The organism is Kocuria rosea (genome assembly GCF_006094695.1).
GTDB classification, from domain to species: domain Bacteria; phylum Actinomycetota; class Actinomycetes; order Actinomycetales; family Micrococcaceae; genus Kocuria; species Kocuria rosea.
Genome location: NZ_CP035103.1, coordinates 2,991,396 through 3,008,593, shown reverse-complemented (window position 1 = coordinate 3,008,593; position 17,198 = coordinate 2,991,396). Strand labels below are relative to the sequence as shown.

Below are 17,198 nucleotides of genomic sequence, written 5' to 3'. Positions count from 1 at the left end.
CACCGCACGGTGAGCGGGCGCCGTCGCGCGTGCCGACCCGCCGCACCGACCTCTCACGTGCTCCGACTACCGTGGAGGGGATGCCCGCACTCTCCGATGGAGGACCGATGACCGCCGATCGACCACCGCTCGACCACCGCCGCCGGGAGCCGGAGCGCGCCGCGCAGGCCCCGCGGCGGGCCCTCGTCGTGGGCACGGGCCGGGACCGGGGGGCCCTCGCGGCGGCGCGCGCCCTCGAACGGGCGGGCTGGCACGTGGGCGTCGGCACCCCGGACGGACCGGGCATGCTCGGCGCCACGCGGGCGGCCGCGGCCCGCCACGAGGTGCCCCGCCCGCGCGGGGACGGCGCCCGCTTCATCGACGGGGTCCGCCGGGCGGTCGCGGAGGGGTCCTACGACGTCGTCTTCGGCGCCGGCGACGACTGGATGGCCGCGGTCTCGGCCTACCGCCAGCACCTCCCGGCGGCGGTGGCGCACCCGGGCCCGGACGTGGTCGCGGAGGCCCTCGACAAGGTCGGGCTCGCGGACCGGGCGGCCCGGGCGGGCCTCGCCGCCCCCCGGACGCTGGCGGCCACGGACGAGGCGCTCGCCGCCTGGGACGGCCCGCTCGTCGTCAAGTGCCGGGCGCACTGGGCGCCCGGGCAGACCCGGCCCCACCGCATCGAGGCCAAGCTCTTCCCGGACGGCCCCGCCGCCGCCGGACAGGTGCGGCGGATCCGCGAGGCCGGTGCCGAGCCGGTGCTGCAGGTGCCCGTGCGCGGCACCCTCGGGGCCCTCATCGGGGTCCACCACGACGGCCGCCTGCGCGGCCGGGTGCAGCAGACCACCTCCCGGCTGTGGCCCACGCCCAACGGCGTCTCGGCCCGTGCGCAGACGGTGCCCGTCGACGAGGAGCTCGCGGCGCGCGCCGAGGTGCTGCTGCGCGACCTGGGCTGGTGGGGCCTCGTGGAGCTGCAGTTCCTCAGCGGGGACGACGGCGTCCCGCAGCTCATCGACCTCAACGGCCGCTTCTTCGGCTCGATGGCCCTGGCCGAGGCCGCCCGCCCCGGGCTGGCCGACGCGTGGGGCCGGCTGGTGCTCGGCGCGCCCGTGCCGGAGCTGCCGGACGCCCGCCCCGGGGTCCGCTACGCCTGGCTCGCCGGGGACCTGCGGCGGGCCTCCGTGGAGCGCCGCGGCGGTCTGGCCGCGGACGTCGCCGACACCCTCCGCTGGGGCCGCGGCGCCCAGCACAGCGTGTGGGACCTGCGCGATCCCGGACCCACGTGGCACCTGGCCACCTGGCGGCTCAGGAACGGCGCCCGCTCCGGGTAGGGCGGCGCCGCGTCAGCGCCTCCGGCGCAGCGTCCGCAGCGTCTCGCCCACGAGCAGGCGCTCGGGAGCCCGCAGCACGACGAGCCCGAGCAGGTACGTCCCGCCCACCACGGCGGCGCAGAGCGCCGCGAGCACGAACGAGGGCAGCTCCGCCAGCGCCTCCCGCGCACCCAGCCCTGCGGCGCCGGCGACGGCCGCCAGCACGAGCGCCCGCGCCACCAGTGCCGTCGTCGCCCTGGCGTCCAGCCCGGCGTGCCGCCGGTGCAGCAGCCACGCGTTGAGCAGCGCCGCCACGACCAGGGACGCGGTCGTGGCCGCGGCGATGCCGGCGAGGCCCAGCACCGGGGCCAGCAGGACGTCGCCGACCACGTTGACGACCATCGCCAGCACCGCCACGACCACGGGCCCGCGGGAGTCGCCGATGGCGTAGGACGCGCGGACCACCACCTGGCGGAAGCCGAGCGCGAGCAGCGCCGGCGCGTACCAGGCGACCGCGGTGGCCGTCGCCGCGACGTCCCCGTCGTCGAACGCGCCGTGCCCGAAGGCCGTGGCGACGAGGGGTCCGGCCGCGACCACGAACACCGCGCACACCGGGGCGAGCACGGTGACGACCACGGACAGCCCGCGGTCGACGAGCCGGCGCAGCTCGGGCCGGTCGTCCGCGGAGGCGCCCAGGGCCGGGTACAGGGGGACGAGCAGGGCCGCGATGACGAGGGTCTCCGGCAGGTCGACCAGGCGCCAGCCGTAGGTCAGCGCCGTGATCGTGCCGTCCTCGAGGGTGGAGCCCACCGCCCGGTCGACGAGGGTGTTGATGTTGACCACGGCGTTGCCCACCAGCATGGGCGGCACGAGCCGGGCGATCTCCCGGAAGCCCGGGTCCCGCAGGTCCCACCGGGGCCGGAGCCGGGAGCCGAGCGCCCGCACGGGGGGCACCTGCATCAGCAGCCGCGCCGCCGAGCCCACCACGTAGCCCACGGCGAGCGCCGAGACGCCGTACCGGGGCCCGAACAGACCTGCCGCGGCGATCATGACGAGGTTGAACGGGACGCCCTGCAGGGAGGACCACGCGAAACGGCCGTGGGCCTGGACGAGCGAGGCCAGCAGGTCCGTGCCGGCCACGAGCACCGTCGCGACGAGGACGATCCGGGTGAGCGAGGCGGCCGTGGCGGTCTGGGCGTCGTCGAACCCGGGGGCGAGCAGGGCCGTCACCGGTTCCGCGAGCAGCCCCGTCACCACGGCGGCCAGGCCGAGGAGGACCACGGTGACGGTGAGGGAGACCTCGAAGCCGCGGTGGCCGCGGCACCCCGTGCCGTCGGCGCGCTCCCGGGCGGCCTCCCGCGAGGTCACGGGGGTCACGGAGCGCGCCATCGCCCAGGCGATCAGGCCGAGGACGACGTTCAGCACGCCTTGGGCCACCAGCCACGCGTCGAGCTCGGCGCCCGCGCCGAAGACGGCGCCGACGACGACGTCCCGGGCGAATCCCAGCACGGTGGAGACGGCGGTCAGTCCGGTCACGAGGACCGCGGCGCGGGCGATGCTCCAGCGCCCGCCCGGTCCACCCACGGCTCCCGCCACCTCCCTGGTCCGGACCGCGCCGGGGATCGGAGCGGACCTGCCGGTGCGCGCCGCGGACCTGCCGGTGCGAACCGCCTGAACAGAATACACAGCGCGGCACCCGGTGCCGCCCCGGCCCCGTCCCGGGCCCGCCGCGGGGACGGGAACGGCGGCGCGGCGCCCGAGCGGCACAGCTCAGAGGCCCCTCAGGCCCGCGCGGTTAGACTGACCGGGGCCGGCCCCCGCCGGCGCACCGGCCCGCCGGCCACCCCCGGCCGGCCGGCCCCGACGACCCCGACGATTGAGAGAGCCTTGCGAGAGTTCACCGCACGCTTCGCCACCGCCCAGGAGATCGAGGCCTGGGACACCCAGGTCACGGCGAACCCGCACGGCGGCAACCTGCTGCAGTCGGCGTCCTTCGCGGACGTCAAGGCGGACCACGGCTGGCGGCCCCTGCACCTCGTGCACGAGCCCGCCGACGGCGGACAGGCGTCCTACAACCTCGTCCTCGAGAAGGCGGTGCCCGCCCTCGGCAAGCTCTGGTACATGATCAAGGGCCCGGACGTCGCCTCCGTCGACGACATCCCCGGGATCGCCGCGGCCAGTGCCCGGCTCGTGGCCGAGCAGCGGCTGAACGTCTTCGCGATCAAGATCGAGCCGGACGTCCTGGACTCCGACTACGCCCGCGGCGTGCTCGCGCGGGCCGGGCTGAAGAAGTCCTTCAACATCCAGCCCAACGACTCCACGGCGGTCCTCGACACCGACCGGGACGAGGAGGCCGTGCTGAAGTCGCTGCACTCCCGCGGGCGCAACGCCGTCCGGCGGGCCCTGCGCGAGGGCTGCACCGTCGAACGCGTCGAGCTGACCGAGCAGAACATGCGCCGGATGTACGCGCTCATGGACACCGTGGGGCAGGGGGACGCGAACGTGAACCTGCGCTCCTACGAGTACTACGCGAAGTTCTGGACGGCGTTCGAGCAGGCCGGCCAGGGGCGGCTGTACTTCACCTACGAGGACGGCGAGCCCTCGGTGGGCGCCTACGTCATCGCCTACGGCACCAAGGGCACCTACAAGGACGGCGGCTCGAAGCCCCGGCGCCGCCAGTACGGTGACTCCCACCTGCTGCAGTGGACCGCGATCACGGACCTCATGCGGGAGCACGGGATCGTCGAGTACGACTTCTGCGGCACCCCGCCGAGCGACCAGCTCAAGAACAAGGAGCACCCCTACTACGGTCTGGGTCTGTTCAAGACGAGCTTCACCAAGACCGTGGTCGACTTCGTGGGCGTCCACGACCAGGTCCTGAGCCCCGCCAAGTACGCGGTGTGGACCAATGTGGCCGAGAAGGTCCAGCGCCAGCTGTGGGTCCGCCGCACGGGCCAGCCCTTCTACTGATCCGACCCCGACCCCGACCGCCCGCCGGGCCCCCGCCCCCGCGCCCCGGAAGGAGGAACGCCGCGTGGTGACCGACCAGCGCGCCCCCCTGCGCCCGTTCGCCGCCTACCCCTCGTCGGACGGGGCCGAGGAGCCCGACCTCCACGTCGTCGAGCCCTTCGGCCCCGGCGGGGACACGACGCTCACGGGCGCCGCCCGCCCGGTCGCCCGGCACGGCGCGGGCCTGCCCACGGTGCGCCCCACCGAGGACCAGGCCCAGCACGCCCGGCGCCGCGCCGGGACCACCGTGCTCGACATCGTGCCCGACGCCCCGCAGGCGCTGCCCGTGCTCAGCATGAGCCTGATCCGCCGGCACGGGGACACCCCCGAGCCGGAGAAGCGCCGCGAGCTGCTCTCCGCCGCCGAGACCGTGCCCCTGCCGGCGTCGGCGCGCCGGCGGCGCCGCACCGGCACCGACACGGTCCCCGTCTCCCGCCCGGAGACGACGACGATCGGACCGCTCCCGGCTCCCGGCAAGAGCTCCGACCGGATGCAGCGGGGCGCCTACCCGTCCACCCGGGCGCAGGGGGCCCGGCCCGGCGGGCGCGCCCGGCTGCGCTCCATCCTGCAGGGGGAGGCCGCCCCGACCGCCCCCATGCGCGTGGTGGAACGGCTCAACGCCTCGCCCTTCGCCAATCTGCGCCGGTTCGGGGAGTCCACCAGCCGGCAGGCTCGGCGCACCCTGAACTTCGCGCTGCGGCTCGCGGAGACCATGTTCCACTACGGCGCGGACGCCCTCGACGTCGAGAACGCCATCATCGCCGTGTGCGCCACCTACGGGGTCGAGAACGTCGAGGTGGACATCACCAACCAGGCCGTGACGATCAACTACATCGCCGACGACCAGCCGGACGGCGGGGACACCCGGACCCGCGAGGACGTCTTCAACGACCCGGACACCAACAGCCACACGGTCATGCGGGTCGTGCGCTCCTGGACGGACAACTACGCGGGGCTGGCCGAGACGCACCAGCTGGTCGCGGACATCACGGGCGGTGAGATGCCCCGCGGGGAGGCGGAGCGGCGCCTGGAGGCGATCAACGCCAAGCCCAAGCCCTATCCGCGGTGGATGGTGCGGGCCGCCACGGCCGCCGCGGCGATGACCATCACCGTCGGCATCGGCGGGGGAGTGCTGGGTGCGCTCGTGGCCGGTCTGTCCTCGGTCGTCAACCAGGTCGTGGCGCACCGGCTGGGCGTCTGGCGGATCCCCGAGTTCTTCACCATGGCCGCCCAGTCGGGGATCCTCACCACGATGGCCCTGCTGATGTCCTGGGCCGGTGTCGACCTGTCCCCGGCACGGGTCATCGCGGGCGGGATCATCCTGCTCCTGCCCACCACCCGCATGGTCTCCACCATGCAGGACGCGATCAACGGGTTCCCCGTCACGGCGGCCGGGCGGCTGCTCTCCACGTCCATGGCGTTCCTCGGCATCGTGGCCGGCATCGCCGGCGGCATCTCCGTGGCCGGCTACGCCGGCATGCCCCGGGTCGACGTCTCGCAGAGCGCCTTCGACCCGGTGGGCCCGCTGACCAACTCCGTGTTCATGCTGATCGCCACCGGGCTCATCGCGGTCACGATGCAGGCCAAGCCCCGTCACGTGCTCTCGACCGTGGCCGCCGCCCTCGGCGGTCTCGTGGTCTACCACACCGGCATGGCCGCCGGCCTGGGCTCCCGCCTGGACACGGCGCTCGCGGCGATCACCAGCGGGTGCGTGGCGACCGTGCTGGCGGCCCGGCACCGGATTCCCCAGCTGGTCCTGGCGATCCCCGCGATGACCTTCCTGTTGCCCGGGCTGTCCATCTTCCGCGGCATGTACACCATCACCGTGGAGACGGACACCTACGGCCCCGGGATCGTGGGGCTCGTCAACGCGATGGCCTCCATCGTGGCCCTGGCCTCCGGAGTGGTGCTCGGCAAGTACCTCATGCGGCCCTTCGTGGGGCACCTCAACGGCACCAGTTCCCGGCGCAACCGGCGCCGCTGACACGCTGACCAGTGTCAGCACCGTAGGGCGCTGTGGGCCGGGCCGGCACCGCCGTGGGCTGTGGGCCCGGGGCAGCACCGGGCTGGATCCTCGGAGCGGCTCAGAACGGGGGCGGGTCGTCGTCCTGCCGGACCCCGTGGGGGCGGACCTGGTGAGGCCGGGCGCCGGAGGGCACGGTCCTGCGGGGTGTCCACAGGACCGCAGCCGGTGACGGCTCGTCCGGTGCCTGCTCTGCCGGGGGGCCGCCGTCGACGGGCAGGTCGTCGGCGATCCGCAGCGGCGAGAGCACGGGGTGGTGGTGCTGCTGGGGGTAGGTCACGTGGACGCGTCCTGCCGGTGAGGTCCATTCCAGGACGCCCTCCGGGGACTCCCGGCGGCGGTGCCGGACCCGCCAGCGCCCGAGCGGGCCGTCCCGGTGCTTGAGGACGTGGTGGTGACGGCACAGATGGGCGAGGTTGTCCGCGGCGGTCGGCCCGCCCTCGACCCAGGCCACGGTGTGGTCGAGGTCGCAGCGCTCGGCACGGCGCCGGCATCCGGGGAACCGGCAGGTGCCGTCCCTCGCTCGCAGCCGGCGCTTGAGATCGGCCGGCACGGCGTACGTGGTGCGGTCGTGGTCCAGGACGGTGCCGGTGACCGGATGTGTCAGAACCCTCGACCAGGACCCGGCGCCGGCGGCGATCCGCTCGGCCACGCTCACCGGGATCGGCCCGTAGCCGGCCAGCTCCGCGCAGCCCGGGCTCCCAGCAGGCCCGCCGCGGCCGGTGGCTCCGCCGGCGCTGCATGATCGGCCGGGGAGCCCGTCTCCGTTGGATGATTCACCGGGGACCGCGTGTCCGCCGGGTGATCTGCCGGGGAGCGCGCCTCCGTCGGGTGATCCTCCGGGAAGCCCGTCTCCGTCGGGCGACCGGCCGGGGGATCCGCGGTCGGGAGTCTGTGCGCTGTGCTCCAGCAGCGAAAGCACGGGAACGGTGACCGTGACCTGCCCGCGGATCCCGCGCAGGTGCTCCGGCATGCAGGCGGGCTCGCCGTCCAGCAGCAGTGCGGCGAGCACGTCCGCGCGCAGCTGCCCTGCCGTGCGCGGCCCGTCCTCCCAGCAGCTCCGGTCGTCGTCCGGGCCCCGGCCCTCAGCGACGCCCTGGCCGCCACACGCGGACCCGGCCAAGTCCGACGACGGGCTGTGCGGATCCACACGGGCGGCGATGGACGCGAGACGGGCGTGGACCGCGTGGGCGGTGGCCGCGTCCAGGAGCGCGCACAGCCGCGCCATGCCGTCCTCCTCGGGTTCTATCCACACCCTGCGCCCCCGGCGGGCCAGCCGGTGACGGTCCTCCTGGGACCCGGCCAGCAGCCAGGCCCGCCACCTCCGGGCCAGCGCCCGGAGCTGCGACGCGGTGGCCGTCGGGGCCTTCTCCAGCAGCTCGTCCACGACACGGGACACGGCCTCGCCGAGCGGCCGCTGCTCGGGCGGCCGACCGGTCACACCCACCAGGTCCCGCCACAGGTCCACGATCACCTCGGTCTGGCGCGGGGCGATCGCCCCGGACTCGAGGGCCTGCAGGACCCGGGGCAGGCTCTCGGCGAGCAGGACCGCGTTCTCCACACGGCGCACCGCCGTACCCGCCGGCAGCCGCAGCGCCGGGCCGATCTCGTCGGCCACGTCCAGCACCGTGCGCTTCTCCGGTTCCGGGACGTGCTGCCCACGACTGCGGGCTCGCTCGTTCGACCAGCGTGCCCGGGCCGCCCGTCGCCGATCGTGCGCCTGCTCCTGCAGCTGCCACATCCGGTGGATCACCCGCAGCTGCCGGCCCGCAGCCCGTGCCTCCGCCCGGGCGTCCTCGACCAGCTCCGTCACAGCACCGGCGTACTCACGGTCGGCAACGGCCGTGTCCTCCCCGAGGACCTCCTCCGGGCTCCGCGGCCGGCCGGCGGTAGTGGTCATGTCTCATGATCCCCACCGGATCCGACACCATAAGGACGGAGACGGAGACGGAGACGGAGACGGAGACGGAGCCCGTGGCCCGGGCCGGGGCCATGCCCTGGGGCGGGGAGGAGCGGCCGTGAGACGCGGAGGGACGGCCCGGCTTCCGGGCGCGTCCGAGAACCGGTGCCCGATCTCGGGACGAGCAGCTCAGCGCCGCGCAGTCCGAAGGATCACCGCTCGCGGGTCCGGCTCAGAGGATCTGGCCGACCGGCAGCTTCTTCTCCGCCTGGAACACGTCCTCGGTGCGGCCCCTCGCCCAGTAGCCGGACAGCGAGACCTGGTCCCGCTCCAGCCGACGGCGCGTGAACAGCTCCTCACGCAGGGCCTTCATGACCTCCCGCTCGCCGTGGGCGAAGACCTGGACCCCTTCCGGGTCGGTGGGCCACCCGGCCTCGCGCACGGCCCGCACCAGGGCAGCGTCCTCTCCGGGACCGATGTCCGCCCGGAACACCCAGCGCACCGCCATCCCGGCCGGGGCGGACACCGGCTGGACGTCGGAGGGCGTGTCCACCTCCAGCAGCACCTCTCCCTGCGCGGAGGCAGGGAGGGTCTCCAGGACGGCGAGGGCGGCGGGGATCGCGGCGTCGTCGGCGGCGATCAGGGTCCACGCGGCGTCCGGGGCCGGCGTCCACCTGCCCCCGGGGCCGAGGGCGATGATGCGGTCCCCGGGCTCGGCGCGGGCCGCCCACGGGCCGGCGAAGCCGTCGTCGCCGTGCAGCACGAAGTCCATCCACAGCTCGTGCCGCTCCGGCACGTACCGGCGGATGGTGAGGTGGCGGGTGACGGGCTGCCGGTCGCCCGGCAGGGTCTCCTTGAGCTCCCAGTAGTCGGGGTTCCGGCCGGGCTCCGCCCCCGGCCGCGACGAGCCTGTGGTCTCGGCGTCAGGAGCGTCCGTGCCGGGGATCGAAGTCCCGGGGAGCGCGGTGCCGGCTTCGCCCGTGCCGGGCCGGAGGAAGACGAGCTTCACGTACTTCTCGGGCGGGACGATGTCCGCGTAGCGCTCGGGCTCGTCGATGCCCAGGACCACCCGGACCATCGACGGGGACAGCAGCTCGCGGGAGCGCACCGTCAGGTTCAGCTGCGGCTTGCGGGGTCTGGCGGGCCGGGCCCCGGGGGTCGTCGTCATGCCGCCCACCCTAACGGAGGCCTCCTGGTGTCACAGCCGCCAGTCGACGGGCTCCGCGCCCTGCTGCTCGAGGAGCTGGTTCGTGCGGGAGAACGGCCGGGACCCGAAGAAGCCCCGGGACGCGGACAGCGGGGACGGGTGCGCGGACTCGACCGTGGGGAAGCCGTCCAGCCACGCGGCAGTGCTCCGCGCGTCCCGGCCCCACAGGATGGCCACCAGCGGGGTTCCGCGGCCGGCGAGGGCCTTGATGGCGCGCTCCGTGACCGCTTCCCAGCCCTTGCCCCGGTGGGAGGCCGGGGCCCCCTCGCGCACGGTGAGGACCCTGTTCAGGAGCATCACGCCCTGCCGGGACCACGCGGAGAGGTCCCCGTGCTCCGGCGGGTCGACGCCGAGGTCGTCCCGCAGCTCCTTGTAGATGTTCTGCAGGGAGCGGGGTACTGGACGCACGTGGGGCTGCACGGAGAAGGACAGGCCCATGGCGTGGCCGGGAGTGGGGTAGGGGTCCTGCCCGACGACCAGCACCCTGACCTGCTCGAGCGGCTCCTGGAACGCCCGCAGGACCGCCGGGCCCTTCGGGAGCGTGCGGTGCCCGTCGGCGTGCTCCTCGCGCAGGAACCGGCCCATCTGCCGGATCTGCGGTTCCACGGGGGCCAGGGCCTCCGCCCAGTCGGGGGCCATGATCCTGTCCAGGGGCTGGGTCTCGCTCACGGTGCTCCTCGGTGCGGGTGCGGGGTCGATGCGGGTGCGAAAACGGGTGCGCCGTGCACCACTCTAGGCCGGTGCCGTGCCGTCCCCGGCGCGGGCGTGCTCCGTGGGGTCGGGACCGGCGTGCCGACGGCGCAGCGCGCGGCCCTCCTCGACGAGCTCCTGCTCCTTCGCTTGCATCCGCCGCACGCCCCGGAGGTCCCGCGGCGGCAGCCGCAGGTTCTCCTCGGCCTCGATCCCGGCCTGGAGCTGGCGTCCGCGCTCGATCTCGGCGTTGAGCTCGGCGCCCGCGAGCAGCACGATGTTCATGATCCAGATCCACAGCAGCAGGACGATCACGCCGCCGATGGCACCGTAGGTGGCGTTGTAGTCGTTGACGTTGGACACGTAGAAGCTGAACCCTGTGGTCGCAGCGCTCATGACCAGGATGGCGACCACCGAGCCGATGCTGAGCCACCGGAACCTCGGCTGCCGGATGTTCGGGGTGGCGTAGTAGAGCAGGGCGATCACGAAGACGAGCAGTAGCAGCAGGGCCGGGATCCGGGCGGCCTGCCAGAGCCGGAGTGCCGCCTCGCCGAGGCCGATCAGCCCGCCGAGCCGCTCGGCGACCGGCCCGGAGAGCAGCAGGAGCAGCATCATGCCCACCACCAGGACCACCAGGGACAGCGTCACCGCGATCATCAGGGGGTAGAGCTTCCAGACGGGGCGGCCCTCCTCGACCTCGTAGATCCGGTTCATGGACCGTCCGAAGGCCCGCACGTAGCCCGAGGCCGTCCACAGGGCGCCGACCAGACCGGTGACCAGTGCCAGGCCCGCGGACGGGAAGCCGGTGAGCTCGCCGATCGGGCCCTCGAGCACGGCCACGGCCCCCTCCGGGACCCCGAACTCGTCGAGCAGGCGCAGCAGGGTCCTGGTGGTCGCCTCGGCCTGACCGACGACGCCGAGCATCGACACCACCGTGAGCAGCCCCGGGAAGATGGACAGCACGGCGAAGAACGTCATCACCGCCGCCGAGTCCGTGCACTCGTCGCGGCGGAACTCGTGGACGGTCCGGCGCAGGATGTAGCCCCAGGAGGGTCTCGTGATCTGCGCCGGCGACGAGGGCTTCTCCGCGCTGTCCGGGTCCGCCGCGGGATCTCCCGCGGCGTGGGGGTCGGCTGCCATGGGGCTCCTCCGCGTGGTCGGCTGCGGGCCAGGATACCGGGGCCGCCCGCCCCGGCCCGTTCCGTCCGGGGCGGGCGGGACCGGCGGCGGACTGGCTAGAGTGGGCGCATGAGCGCTTCCTCCACCGAGACCCGACCCCTCGCCGTCGTCACCGGGGCCACCGGAGGCATCGGCCGCGCGTGCGTGGTGGACCTCGCCCGCGACCACGACGTCCTGGCCCTGGGCCGGGACGCCGGCCGGCTGGCCGAGCTCTCCGGCCTCCCGCACGTCACCGTCCGCGCCGCCGACCTGACCGACGTCGCGGCCCTGCCGTCCGTGGTGGCCGGCCTGGACCGGGTCGACGTCCTGGTGCACTCGGCGGCCGTGGCCGGGCGCACCACGGTGGAGGCCGCCTCCGTGGCGGACTGGCGGGCCCAGCTCGAGCTCAACGTGGTGGTCCCCGCGGAGCTGACCCGGCTCCTGCTGCCGGCCCTGCGAGCGGCCCGGGGGAAGGTCGTGTTCCTCAACTCCGGCTCGGGGCTCAACGCCCGCGCCGGGGACGCCGTCTACGCGGCCTCGAAGTTCGCCCTGCGCGCGCTCGCCGACTCGCTCCGCCAGGAGGTCGAGGCCGACGGCGTCGTGGTCAGCTCGGTGCACCCCGGCCCGGTCGACACGCAGATGCAGCGGGACATCCAGGCGGGCCTGGGCCACGAGTACGTCCCGGAGCGCTACCTCCGGCCGGAGTCCGTGGCCGCGGCGGTGCGCGCCGTCGTGGACGCGGGCGAGGACGCGCAGCTGACCACCCTCTCCCTGCGGCCGCGGGCCGAGTCGCGGTGACCGGCGAGGACGCGGTGCCCGCGGACGCAGTGCCCGACGACGCGGTGCCCGCGGACGCCCGGCCCGGCGACGACGCCGCCCTCGGCGCGGAGCCGGTGCCGGACGGGGAGGCCGCCCTCGACGGGGAAGACCCCGGGGAGGAGACCGGCCTGGACTCCGTGGACCGCGAGATCCTCTCGCTCGAGAACCTGCAGTGGAAGTACCAGGGGGCCAAGGAGATGGAGATCCGCCGCCGCCTGAACCTCTCGCCCACCCACTACTACCAGCGGCTCAACGTCCTGATCGACACCCGCGCCGCCCTCGAGCACGACCCGATGCTCGTGGCCAGGCTGCGCCGGCAGCGAGGAGACCACGGATGACCCGGTACCCGCACGACGAGTTCGACGACGTTCCCGAGGACGGTCCCCGCCAGGGCGCCCACCGCGGTGTCCGGCCGACCGTCCGCGTGGGCGCCCGGGAGCTCACCGCCATCGTCCTGGCCGGGGTGCTGACCCTCGGCGTCGGGGTGTTCTCGTTCCTCAACGCCCCGGGCGAGGCCGCCCCGGCGCCGGGCGCCACGTCCACGGGGTCCTGAGCCGGCCCGGTCCTCGAGGCGTCCCCCATCGGGCTCCGGTCCCGGAGCCCGACCGCTCCGACGCCGTTCACCACGACGTCGTCCACCACGACGTCTTCCACCCCTGACGCCACCGGAAGGAACCACCGTGCAGATCGAAGGAATCCGCGTCCGCGTCCGCGACTGGACCGAGGAGGACCTCGTCGACTACGAGGCGTGGATCATGCCGCCCGCCGGCGGCGGCGAGCACGAGTGGCAGCGCACGGACGGCCCGTTCTACCCGAACTTCACCGCCGAGGGCGCCCAGCGCTGGCTCGGCACCCTCCGGGAGCACGTGACGGCCGGGGACTGGCCGGACCCGCGCGAGACGATGGTGATCGCCGACGCCGCCGACGACCGGTTCATCGGGCAGGTGTCCTGGTACTGGTCGGAGAAGCCCACCGAGGACCCCGGTGACGGCACGCACCTGCTGCCGCTGCGCTCCCTGGGCATCACCGTGTACTCCCCGGAGCACTGGAGCGGCGGCTACGGCACCGAGGCGATGCGCCTGTGGATCGACTACCTCTTCGCCCACTCCGACTCCCACCGCCTCGACCTGGAGACGTGGAGCGGCAACGCGGGCATGTGCCGCGTGGCGGTGAAGCTGGGCTTCACCGAGGAGGCCAGGATCCGCCGGGCCCGCAGGGTCGGCGGCGAGTACTACGACCGGATGGTCTACGGCGTCCTGCGCGAGGAGTGGCAGGGCTGAGCGGAATCGGCTCAGGGGTTTGCACTCTCCGGGGACGAGTGCCAAGATTGCGATTAGCACTCAGTCGTGTGGACTGCTAATGGCTCGGTCCCCGGCCCGACCCGGGCAGCCACCGGCACAGGAGTGACACCTCAACCACCACGGTGAGGTGCCGCACGGCGTCGGGAAGAGTCCGCCGTCGTGCGCGCCGTCCGTCGCGGGCACCGTGGAGGTCGACCGTTTGTCTACCGTCCAGGAGGGACGAAGTCACATGGCAAAGATGATTGCTTTCGACGAAGAGGCACGCCGCGGACTCGAGCGGGGCCTGAACACCCTGGCCGACGCCGTCAAGGTCACCCTCGGCCCGCGCGGCCGCAACGTGGTCCTCGAGAAGGCCTGGGGCGCCCCCACGATCACCAACGACGGCGTGTCCATCGCCAAGGAGATCGAGCTCGACGAGCCGTTCGAGAAGATCGGCGCCGAGCTCGTCAAGGAGGTCGCCAAGAAGACCGACGACATCGCCGGCGACGGCACCACCACCGCCACCGTGCTCGCCCAGGCGCTCGTCAAGGAGGGCCTGCGCAACGTGGCCGCCGGCGCCGACCCGCTGAGCCTCAAGCGCGGCATCGAGAAGGCCGTCGCCGCGGTCACCGAGGAGCTGCTGGCCTCCGCCAAGGAGGTCGAGACCGAGGAGCAGATCGCCGCCACGGCGTCGATCTCCGCCGGCGACCCCGAGATCGGCCGCCTCATCGCCCAGGCGATGGAGAAGGTCGGCAAGGAGGGCGTGATCACGGTCGAGGAGTCCAACACCTTCGGGCTGGACCTCGAGCTGACCGAGGGCATGCGCTTCGACAAGGGCTACCTCTCGGGCTACTTCGTCACTGACGCCGATCGCCAGGAGGCCGTCCTCGAGGATCCCTACATCCTCGTGGTCAACTCCAAGATCTCCGCGGTCAAGGACCTGGTCCCCGTGCTCGAGAAGGTCATGCAGGCCGGCAAGCCGCTGCTGATCATCGCCGAGGACGTCGAGGGCGAGGCCCTGGCGCTGCTGGTGCTCAACAAGATGCGCGGCTCCATCAAGTCCGTGGCCGTCAAGGCCCCCGGCTTCGGCGACCGCCGCAAGGCGCAGCTGGCCGACATCGCCATCCTCACCGGTGGCCAGGTCATCACCGAGGAGGTCGGGCTCTCCCTCGAGACCGCCACCGTGGACCTGCTGGGCCAGGCCCGCAAGGTCGTCGTGACGAAGGACGAGACCACCATCGTCGACGGCGCCGGCACCGCCGAGGAGATCGAGGGCCGCGTGGCCCAGATCCGCGCCGAGATCAACAACTCGGACTCGGACTACGACCGCGAGAAGCTGCAGGAGCGCCTGGCCAAGCTGGCCGGCGGCGTGGCCGTCCTCAAGGCCGGTGCCGCCACCGAGGTCGAGCTCAAGGAGCGCAAGCACCGCATCGAGGACGCCGTGCGCAACGCCAAGGCCGCCGTGGAGGAGGGCATCGTCGCCGGCGGCGGCGTGGCCCTGATCCAGGCCGGCCAGAAGGCGTTCGACAAGCTGCAGCTCACCGGCGACGAGGCCACCGGCGCGAACATCGTGAAGGTCGCCATCGACGCCCCGCTGAAGCAGATCGCGATCAACTCCGGCCTCGAGGCCGGCGTGGTCGTGGACAAGGTCCGCGGTCTGGCCCAGGGCCACGGCCTCAACGCAGCCACCGGCGAGTACGAGGACCTGATGGCCGCCGGCATCAACGACCCGGTCAAGGTGACCCGGTCCGCGCTGCAGAACGCGGCGTCCATCGCCGGGCTGTTCCTCACCACCGAGGCCGTCGTCGCCGACAAGCCGGAGCCCGCGGGCGCCGGTGCCGGTGCCGACGACGGCATGGGCGGCATGGGCGGCATGATGTGATCGACGGCTGACCCGTCGAGCGTGCCCAGCACGCATCCGGCACGGGCCGGGCACCTCGCGGAGGTGCCCGGCCCGTCGTCGTCCCGCACCTGGTGCCGCAGGGCCGGAAGTGGTGTTCAATCGTGAGCACCAGCTGCCGGAGGAGGTGCCGTGGACGTCGTCGTGTGGGACGCGGTCCCCGTCCAGGTCTCGCTCGTGCTGATCGCCTTCGGGCTCACCTCGCTGGTGGGCCTCGAACGGCGGCTGCGGCGCAAGAGCGCCGGACTGCGCACGCACGCCCTGGTCGGCACCGGGTCGGCGGTGTTCACCCTCGTGTCCGCCTACGGCTTCGGTGTCCTGCCCGGCATCGACGCCGGTCCCGACCCCTCCCGCGTGGCGGCCCAGATCATCACGGGCATCGGCTTCCTGGGCGCGGGCGTGATCTTCACGAACCGGGACGTGGTGCACGGCCTGACGACGGCTGCGAGCATCTGGCTCTCCGCGGCCATCGGGATGGCCTGCGGGGCCGGGCTCGTGCCGCTCGCCGTCGTCGCCACGGGCCTGCACTTCGTCTCCGCGATCCTGCTGACCCCGCTCTCCCGCCGCCTGCCCGGGATGGTGGCCCCGCAGGGACTCCGGCTGCGCTACGAGGACGGGCACGGCGTGCTGCGGGAGGTCCTGACGGTGGTCGACGAGCTGCAGCTGAGCGCCTCCGTGGTCTCGAGCCGGACGGTCGAGGGGTCCGAGGGCACCGAGGTGGAGCTGCTCCTGCGGCTCGAGGGCAAGACGGACCTGCGCACGGCGGCCGTGCAGCTGTCGAGGGTCGCCGGGGTGCGCGACGTCGCCCAGCAGCAGCTCGATCAGGAGCCCGGCGACTGAGCCGGGGGCGCACAGGACCCGTGGCGCACGGCGTCCGGGCGCCGTGAAAAGATGAGTGCCATGACGATCACTGCTGCCGCCGACGGCTCCGCGCTGGGCAATCCCGGTCCCGCGGGATGGGCCTGGTACATCGACGACAACACCTGGCGGGCCGGCGGGTGGCCGCACGGCACCAACAACATGGGCGAGCTCAAGGCCGTCCTGGACCTGCTCGAGGCCACGGCCCACCGCCCCGACGAGCCCCTGCGGGTGCTGTGCGACAGCCAGTACGTCATCAACTCGATCACGAAGTGGATGCCCGGCTGGAAGAAGAAGGGCTGGAAGAAGAGGGACGGCAAGCCCGTCCTCAACGTGGAGCTCATGAAGGCCCTGGACGCCGCGATGGCGGGCCGCGACGTGCGCTTCGAGTGGGTCAAGGGCCACGCCGGCCACGAGCTCAACGAGGCCGCCGACGTCCGTGCCCGGGCCGTGGCCACCGCGTTCCAGACCGGTCGCCCCGCGCCCGAGGGACCCGGGTTCGACGGCGCCGCCCGGCACCCGGACGGAGCGGGCACCCGGACCTCGGCCCGGGAGTTGCTGGACGCCCCGGAGCCGGTGGACGCCGCGCCGCTGGTGGAGGCCCCAGGGCCGGGGGAGGACACGGATCCCGGCGCGTTCGAGGACCGGCACGACCCCGATCTGCTGAGCGAGCTGCTCGCCCACGAGGAGGAGCTCGCCCGCGGCCGCACGGCGGGGGAGACCGTCCAGGAGCTCGAGCGGGACCTGCTCCGCCCGGAGGTCAGGGCGGACCCGGGCCGGCTGGGCCAGCTGCTGCACGAGGCCTTCGCCGAGGTCGGTGCCTCGGGGTCGTGGCGCTCCCGGGCGGACGTCCTCGACCGGCTGCCCCGCGAACCCGGGCTCGGCGCGGTGGACGTGCACGTGCTGGAGGCCACCGAGCTCGGCCCCGCGGCCGTGCACCTTGTCTACCGGCTCACGGCGGGGGACCGCACGAGCCTGCGCAGCTCCCTGTGGGTCCGGGAGGACTCCCGCAACGAGCTGGGGCCCTGGCAGCTGCGCTTCCACCAGGGCACCTACGAGTCCTGA

At 74.0% G+C, this 17,198-nt stretch carries 15 protein-coding genes; 10 read left to right on the top strand and 5 right to left on the bottom strand.

Features of this window, described 5'->3' with window-relative positions; all coding sequences use genetic code 11:
- The first annotated feature begins 107 nt into the window (after nt 1–107).
- Nucleotides 108–1,310, top strand: coding sequence for an ATP-grasp domain-containing protein (locus EQG70_RS13775; RefSeq protein ID WP_109268843.1), 1,203 nt, complete (start codon nt 108–110; stop codon nt 1,308–1,310).
- Nucleotides 1,311–1,322: 12 nt separating this feature from the next.
- On the opposite strand, the gene murJ is transcribed toward EQG70_RS13775, so the two are convergent.
- Nucleotides 1,323–2,873, bottom strand: coding sequence for a murein biosynthesis integral membrane protein MurJ (gene murJ / locus EQG70_RS13770; RefSeq protein WP_035926867.1), 1,551 nt, complete (start codon nt 2,871–2,873; stop codon nt 1,323–1,325).
- Nucleotides 2,874–3,176: 303 nt separating this feature from the next.
- Here murJ and EQG70_RS13765 point away from each other — a divergent pair, with 303 nt between their 5' ends.
- Both EQG70_RS13765 and EQG70_RS13760 read left to right on the top strand, forming a co-directional pair.
- On the top strand, nt 3,177–4,259 hold the full coding sequence (locus EQG70_RS13765) for a lipid II:glycine glycyltransferase FemX (protein ID WP_017832760.1): 1,083 nt from the start codon (nt 3,177–3,179) through the stop codon (nt 4,257–4,259).
- A 64-nt stretch (nt 4,260–4,323) separates the two neighbouring features.
- Nucleotides 4,324–6,282 (top strand): threonine/serine exporter family protein, encoded by a 1,959-nt coding sequence (locus tag EQG70_RS13760; RefSeq protein WP_109268842.1) that lies wholly within the window; start codon nt 4,324–4,326, stop codon nt 6,280–6,282.
- Between the two features lie 100 nt (nt 6,283–6,382).
- Here EQG70_RS13760 and EQG70_RS13755 read toward each other — a convergent pair whose 3' ends face one another.
- The 4 genes from EQG70_RS13755 to EQG70_RS13740 all read right to left on the bottom strand — a co-directional run bounded on the left by EQG70_RS13755 (nt 6,383) and on the right by EQG70_RS13740 (nt 11,258).
- Nucleotides 6,383–8,221, bottom strand: a complete 1,839-nt coding sequence (locus EQG70_RS13755) for an HNH endonuclease signature motif containing protein (RefSeq protein ID WP_109268841.1) — start codon at nt 8,219–8,221, stop codon at nt 6,383–6,385.
- Between the two features lie 232 nt (nt 8,222–8,453).
- Nucleotides 8,454–9,389, bottom strand: a complete 936-nt coding sequence (locus EQG70_RS13750) for a siderophore-interacting protein (RefSeq protein ID WP_109243330.1) — start codon at nt 9,387–9,389, stop codon at nt 8,454–8,456.
- Between the two features lie 30 nt (nt 9,390–9,419).
- Entirely contained in the window at nt 9,420–10,097 is a 678-nt protein-coding gene (locus tag EQG70_RS13745) for a uracil-DNA glycosylase (RefSeq protein ID WP_109243239.1), read from the bottom strand.
- 63 nt (nt 10,098–10,160) lie between these two features.
- On the bottom strand, nt 10,161–11,258 hold the full coding sequence (locus EQG70_RS13740) for a YihY/virulence factor BrkB family protein (RefSeq protein ID WP_109268840.1): 1,098 nt from the start codon (nt 11,256–11,258) through the stop codon (nt 10,161–10,163).
- Between the two features lie 108 nt (nt 11,259–11,366).
- Here EQG70_RS13740 and EQG70_RS13735 point away from each other — a divergent pair, with 108 nt between their 5' ends.
- The 7 genes from EQG70_RS13735 to EQG70_RS13705 all read left to right on the top strand — a co-directional run bounded on the left by EQG70_RS13735 (nt 11,367) and on the right by EQG70_RS13705 (nt 17,198).
- The gene (locus EQG70_RS13735) at nt 11,367–12,074 is read left to right on the top strand and encodes an SDR family oxidoreductase (protein WP_017832753.1); all 708 of its coding nucleotides are present in this window, start codon (nt 11,367–11,369) and stop codon (nt 12,072–12,074) included.
- Between the two features lie 14 nt (nt 12,075–12,088).
- A complete protein-coding gene (locus tag EQG70_RS18850) occupies nt 12,089–12,433 on the top strand; it encodes a DUF3263 domain-containing protein (RefSeq protein WP_109268848.1) in 345 nt (114 codons plus the stop codon).
- Complete coding sequence (locus EQG70_RS13725; protein WP_109268839.1) at nt 12,430–12,648, top strand: hypothetical protein; 219 nt, start codon at nt 12,430–12,432, stop codon at nt 12,646–12,648. The genes EQG70_RS18850 and EQG70_RS13725 overlap by 4 nt, the downstream gene beginning before the upstream one ends.
- 127 nt (nt 12,649–12,775) lie before the next feature.
- Entirely contained in the window at nt 12,776–13,375 is a 600-nt protein-coding gene (locus EQG70_RS13720; protein WP_017832750.1) for a GNAT family N-acetyltransferase, read from the top strand.
- A 250-nt stretch (nt 13,376–13,625) separates the two neighbouring features.
- A complete protein-coding gene (groL, locus tag EQG70_RS13715) occupies nt 13,626–15,257 on the top strand; it encodes a chaperonin GroEL (RefSeq protein WP_035926880.1) in 1,632 nt (543 codons plus the stop codon).
- A 150-nt stretch (nt 15,258–15,407) separates the two neighbouring features.
- Nucleotides 15,408–16,115 (top strand): MgtC/SapB family protein, encoded by a 708-nt coding sequence (locus tag EQG70_RS13710; protein WP_232035338.1) that lies wholly within the window; start codon nt 15,408–15,410, stop codon nt 16,113–16,115.
- A 60-nt stretch (nt 16,116–16,175) separates the two neighbouring features.
- Nucleotides 16,176–17,198, top strand: a complete 1,023-nt coding sequence (locus EQG70_RS13705) for an RNase H family protein (protein WP_017832747.1) — start codon at nt 16,176–16,178, stop codon at nt 17,196–17,198.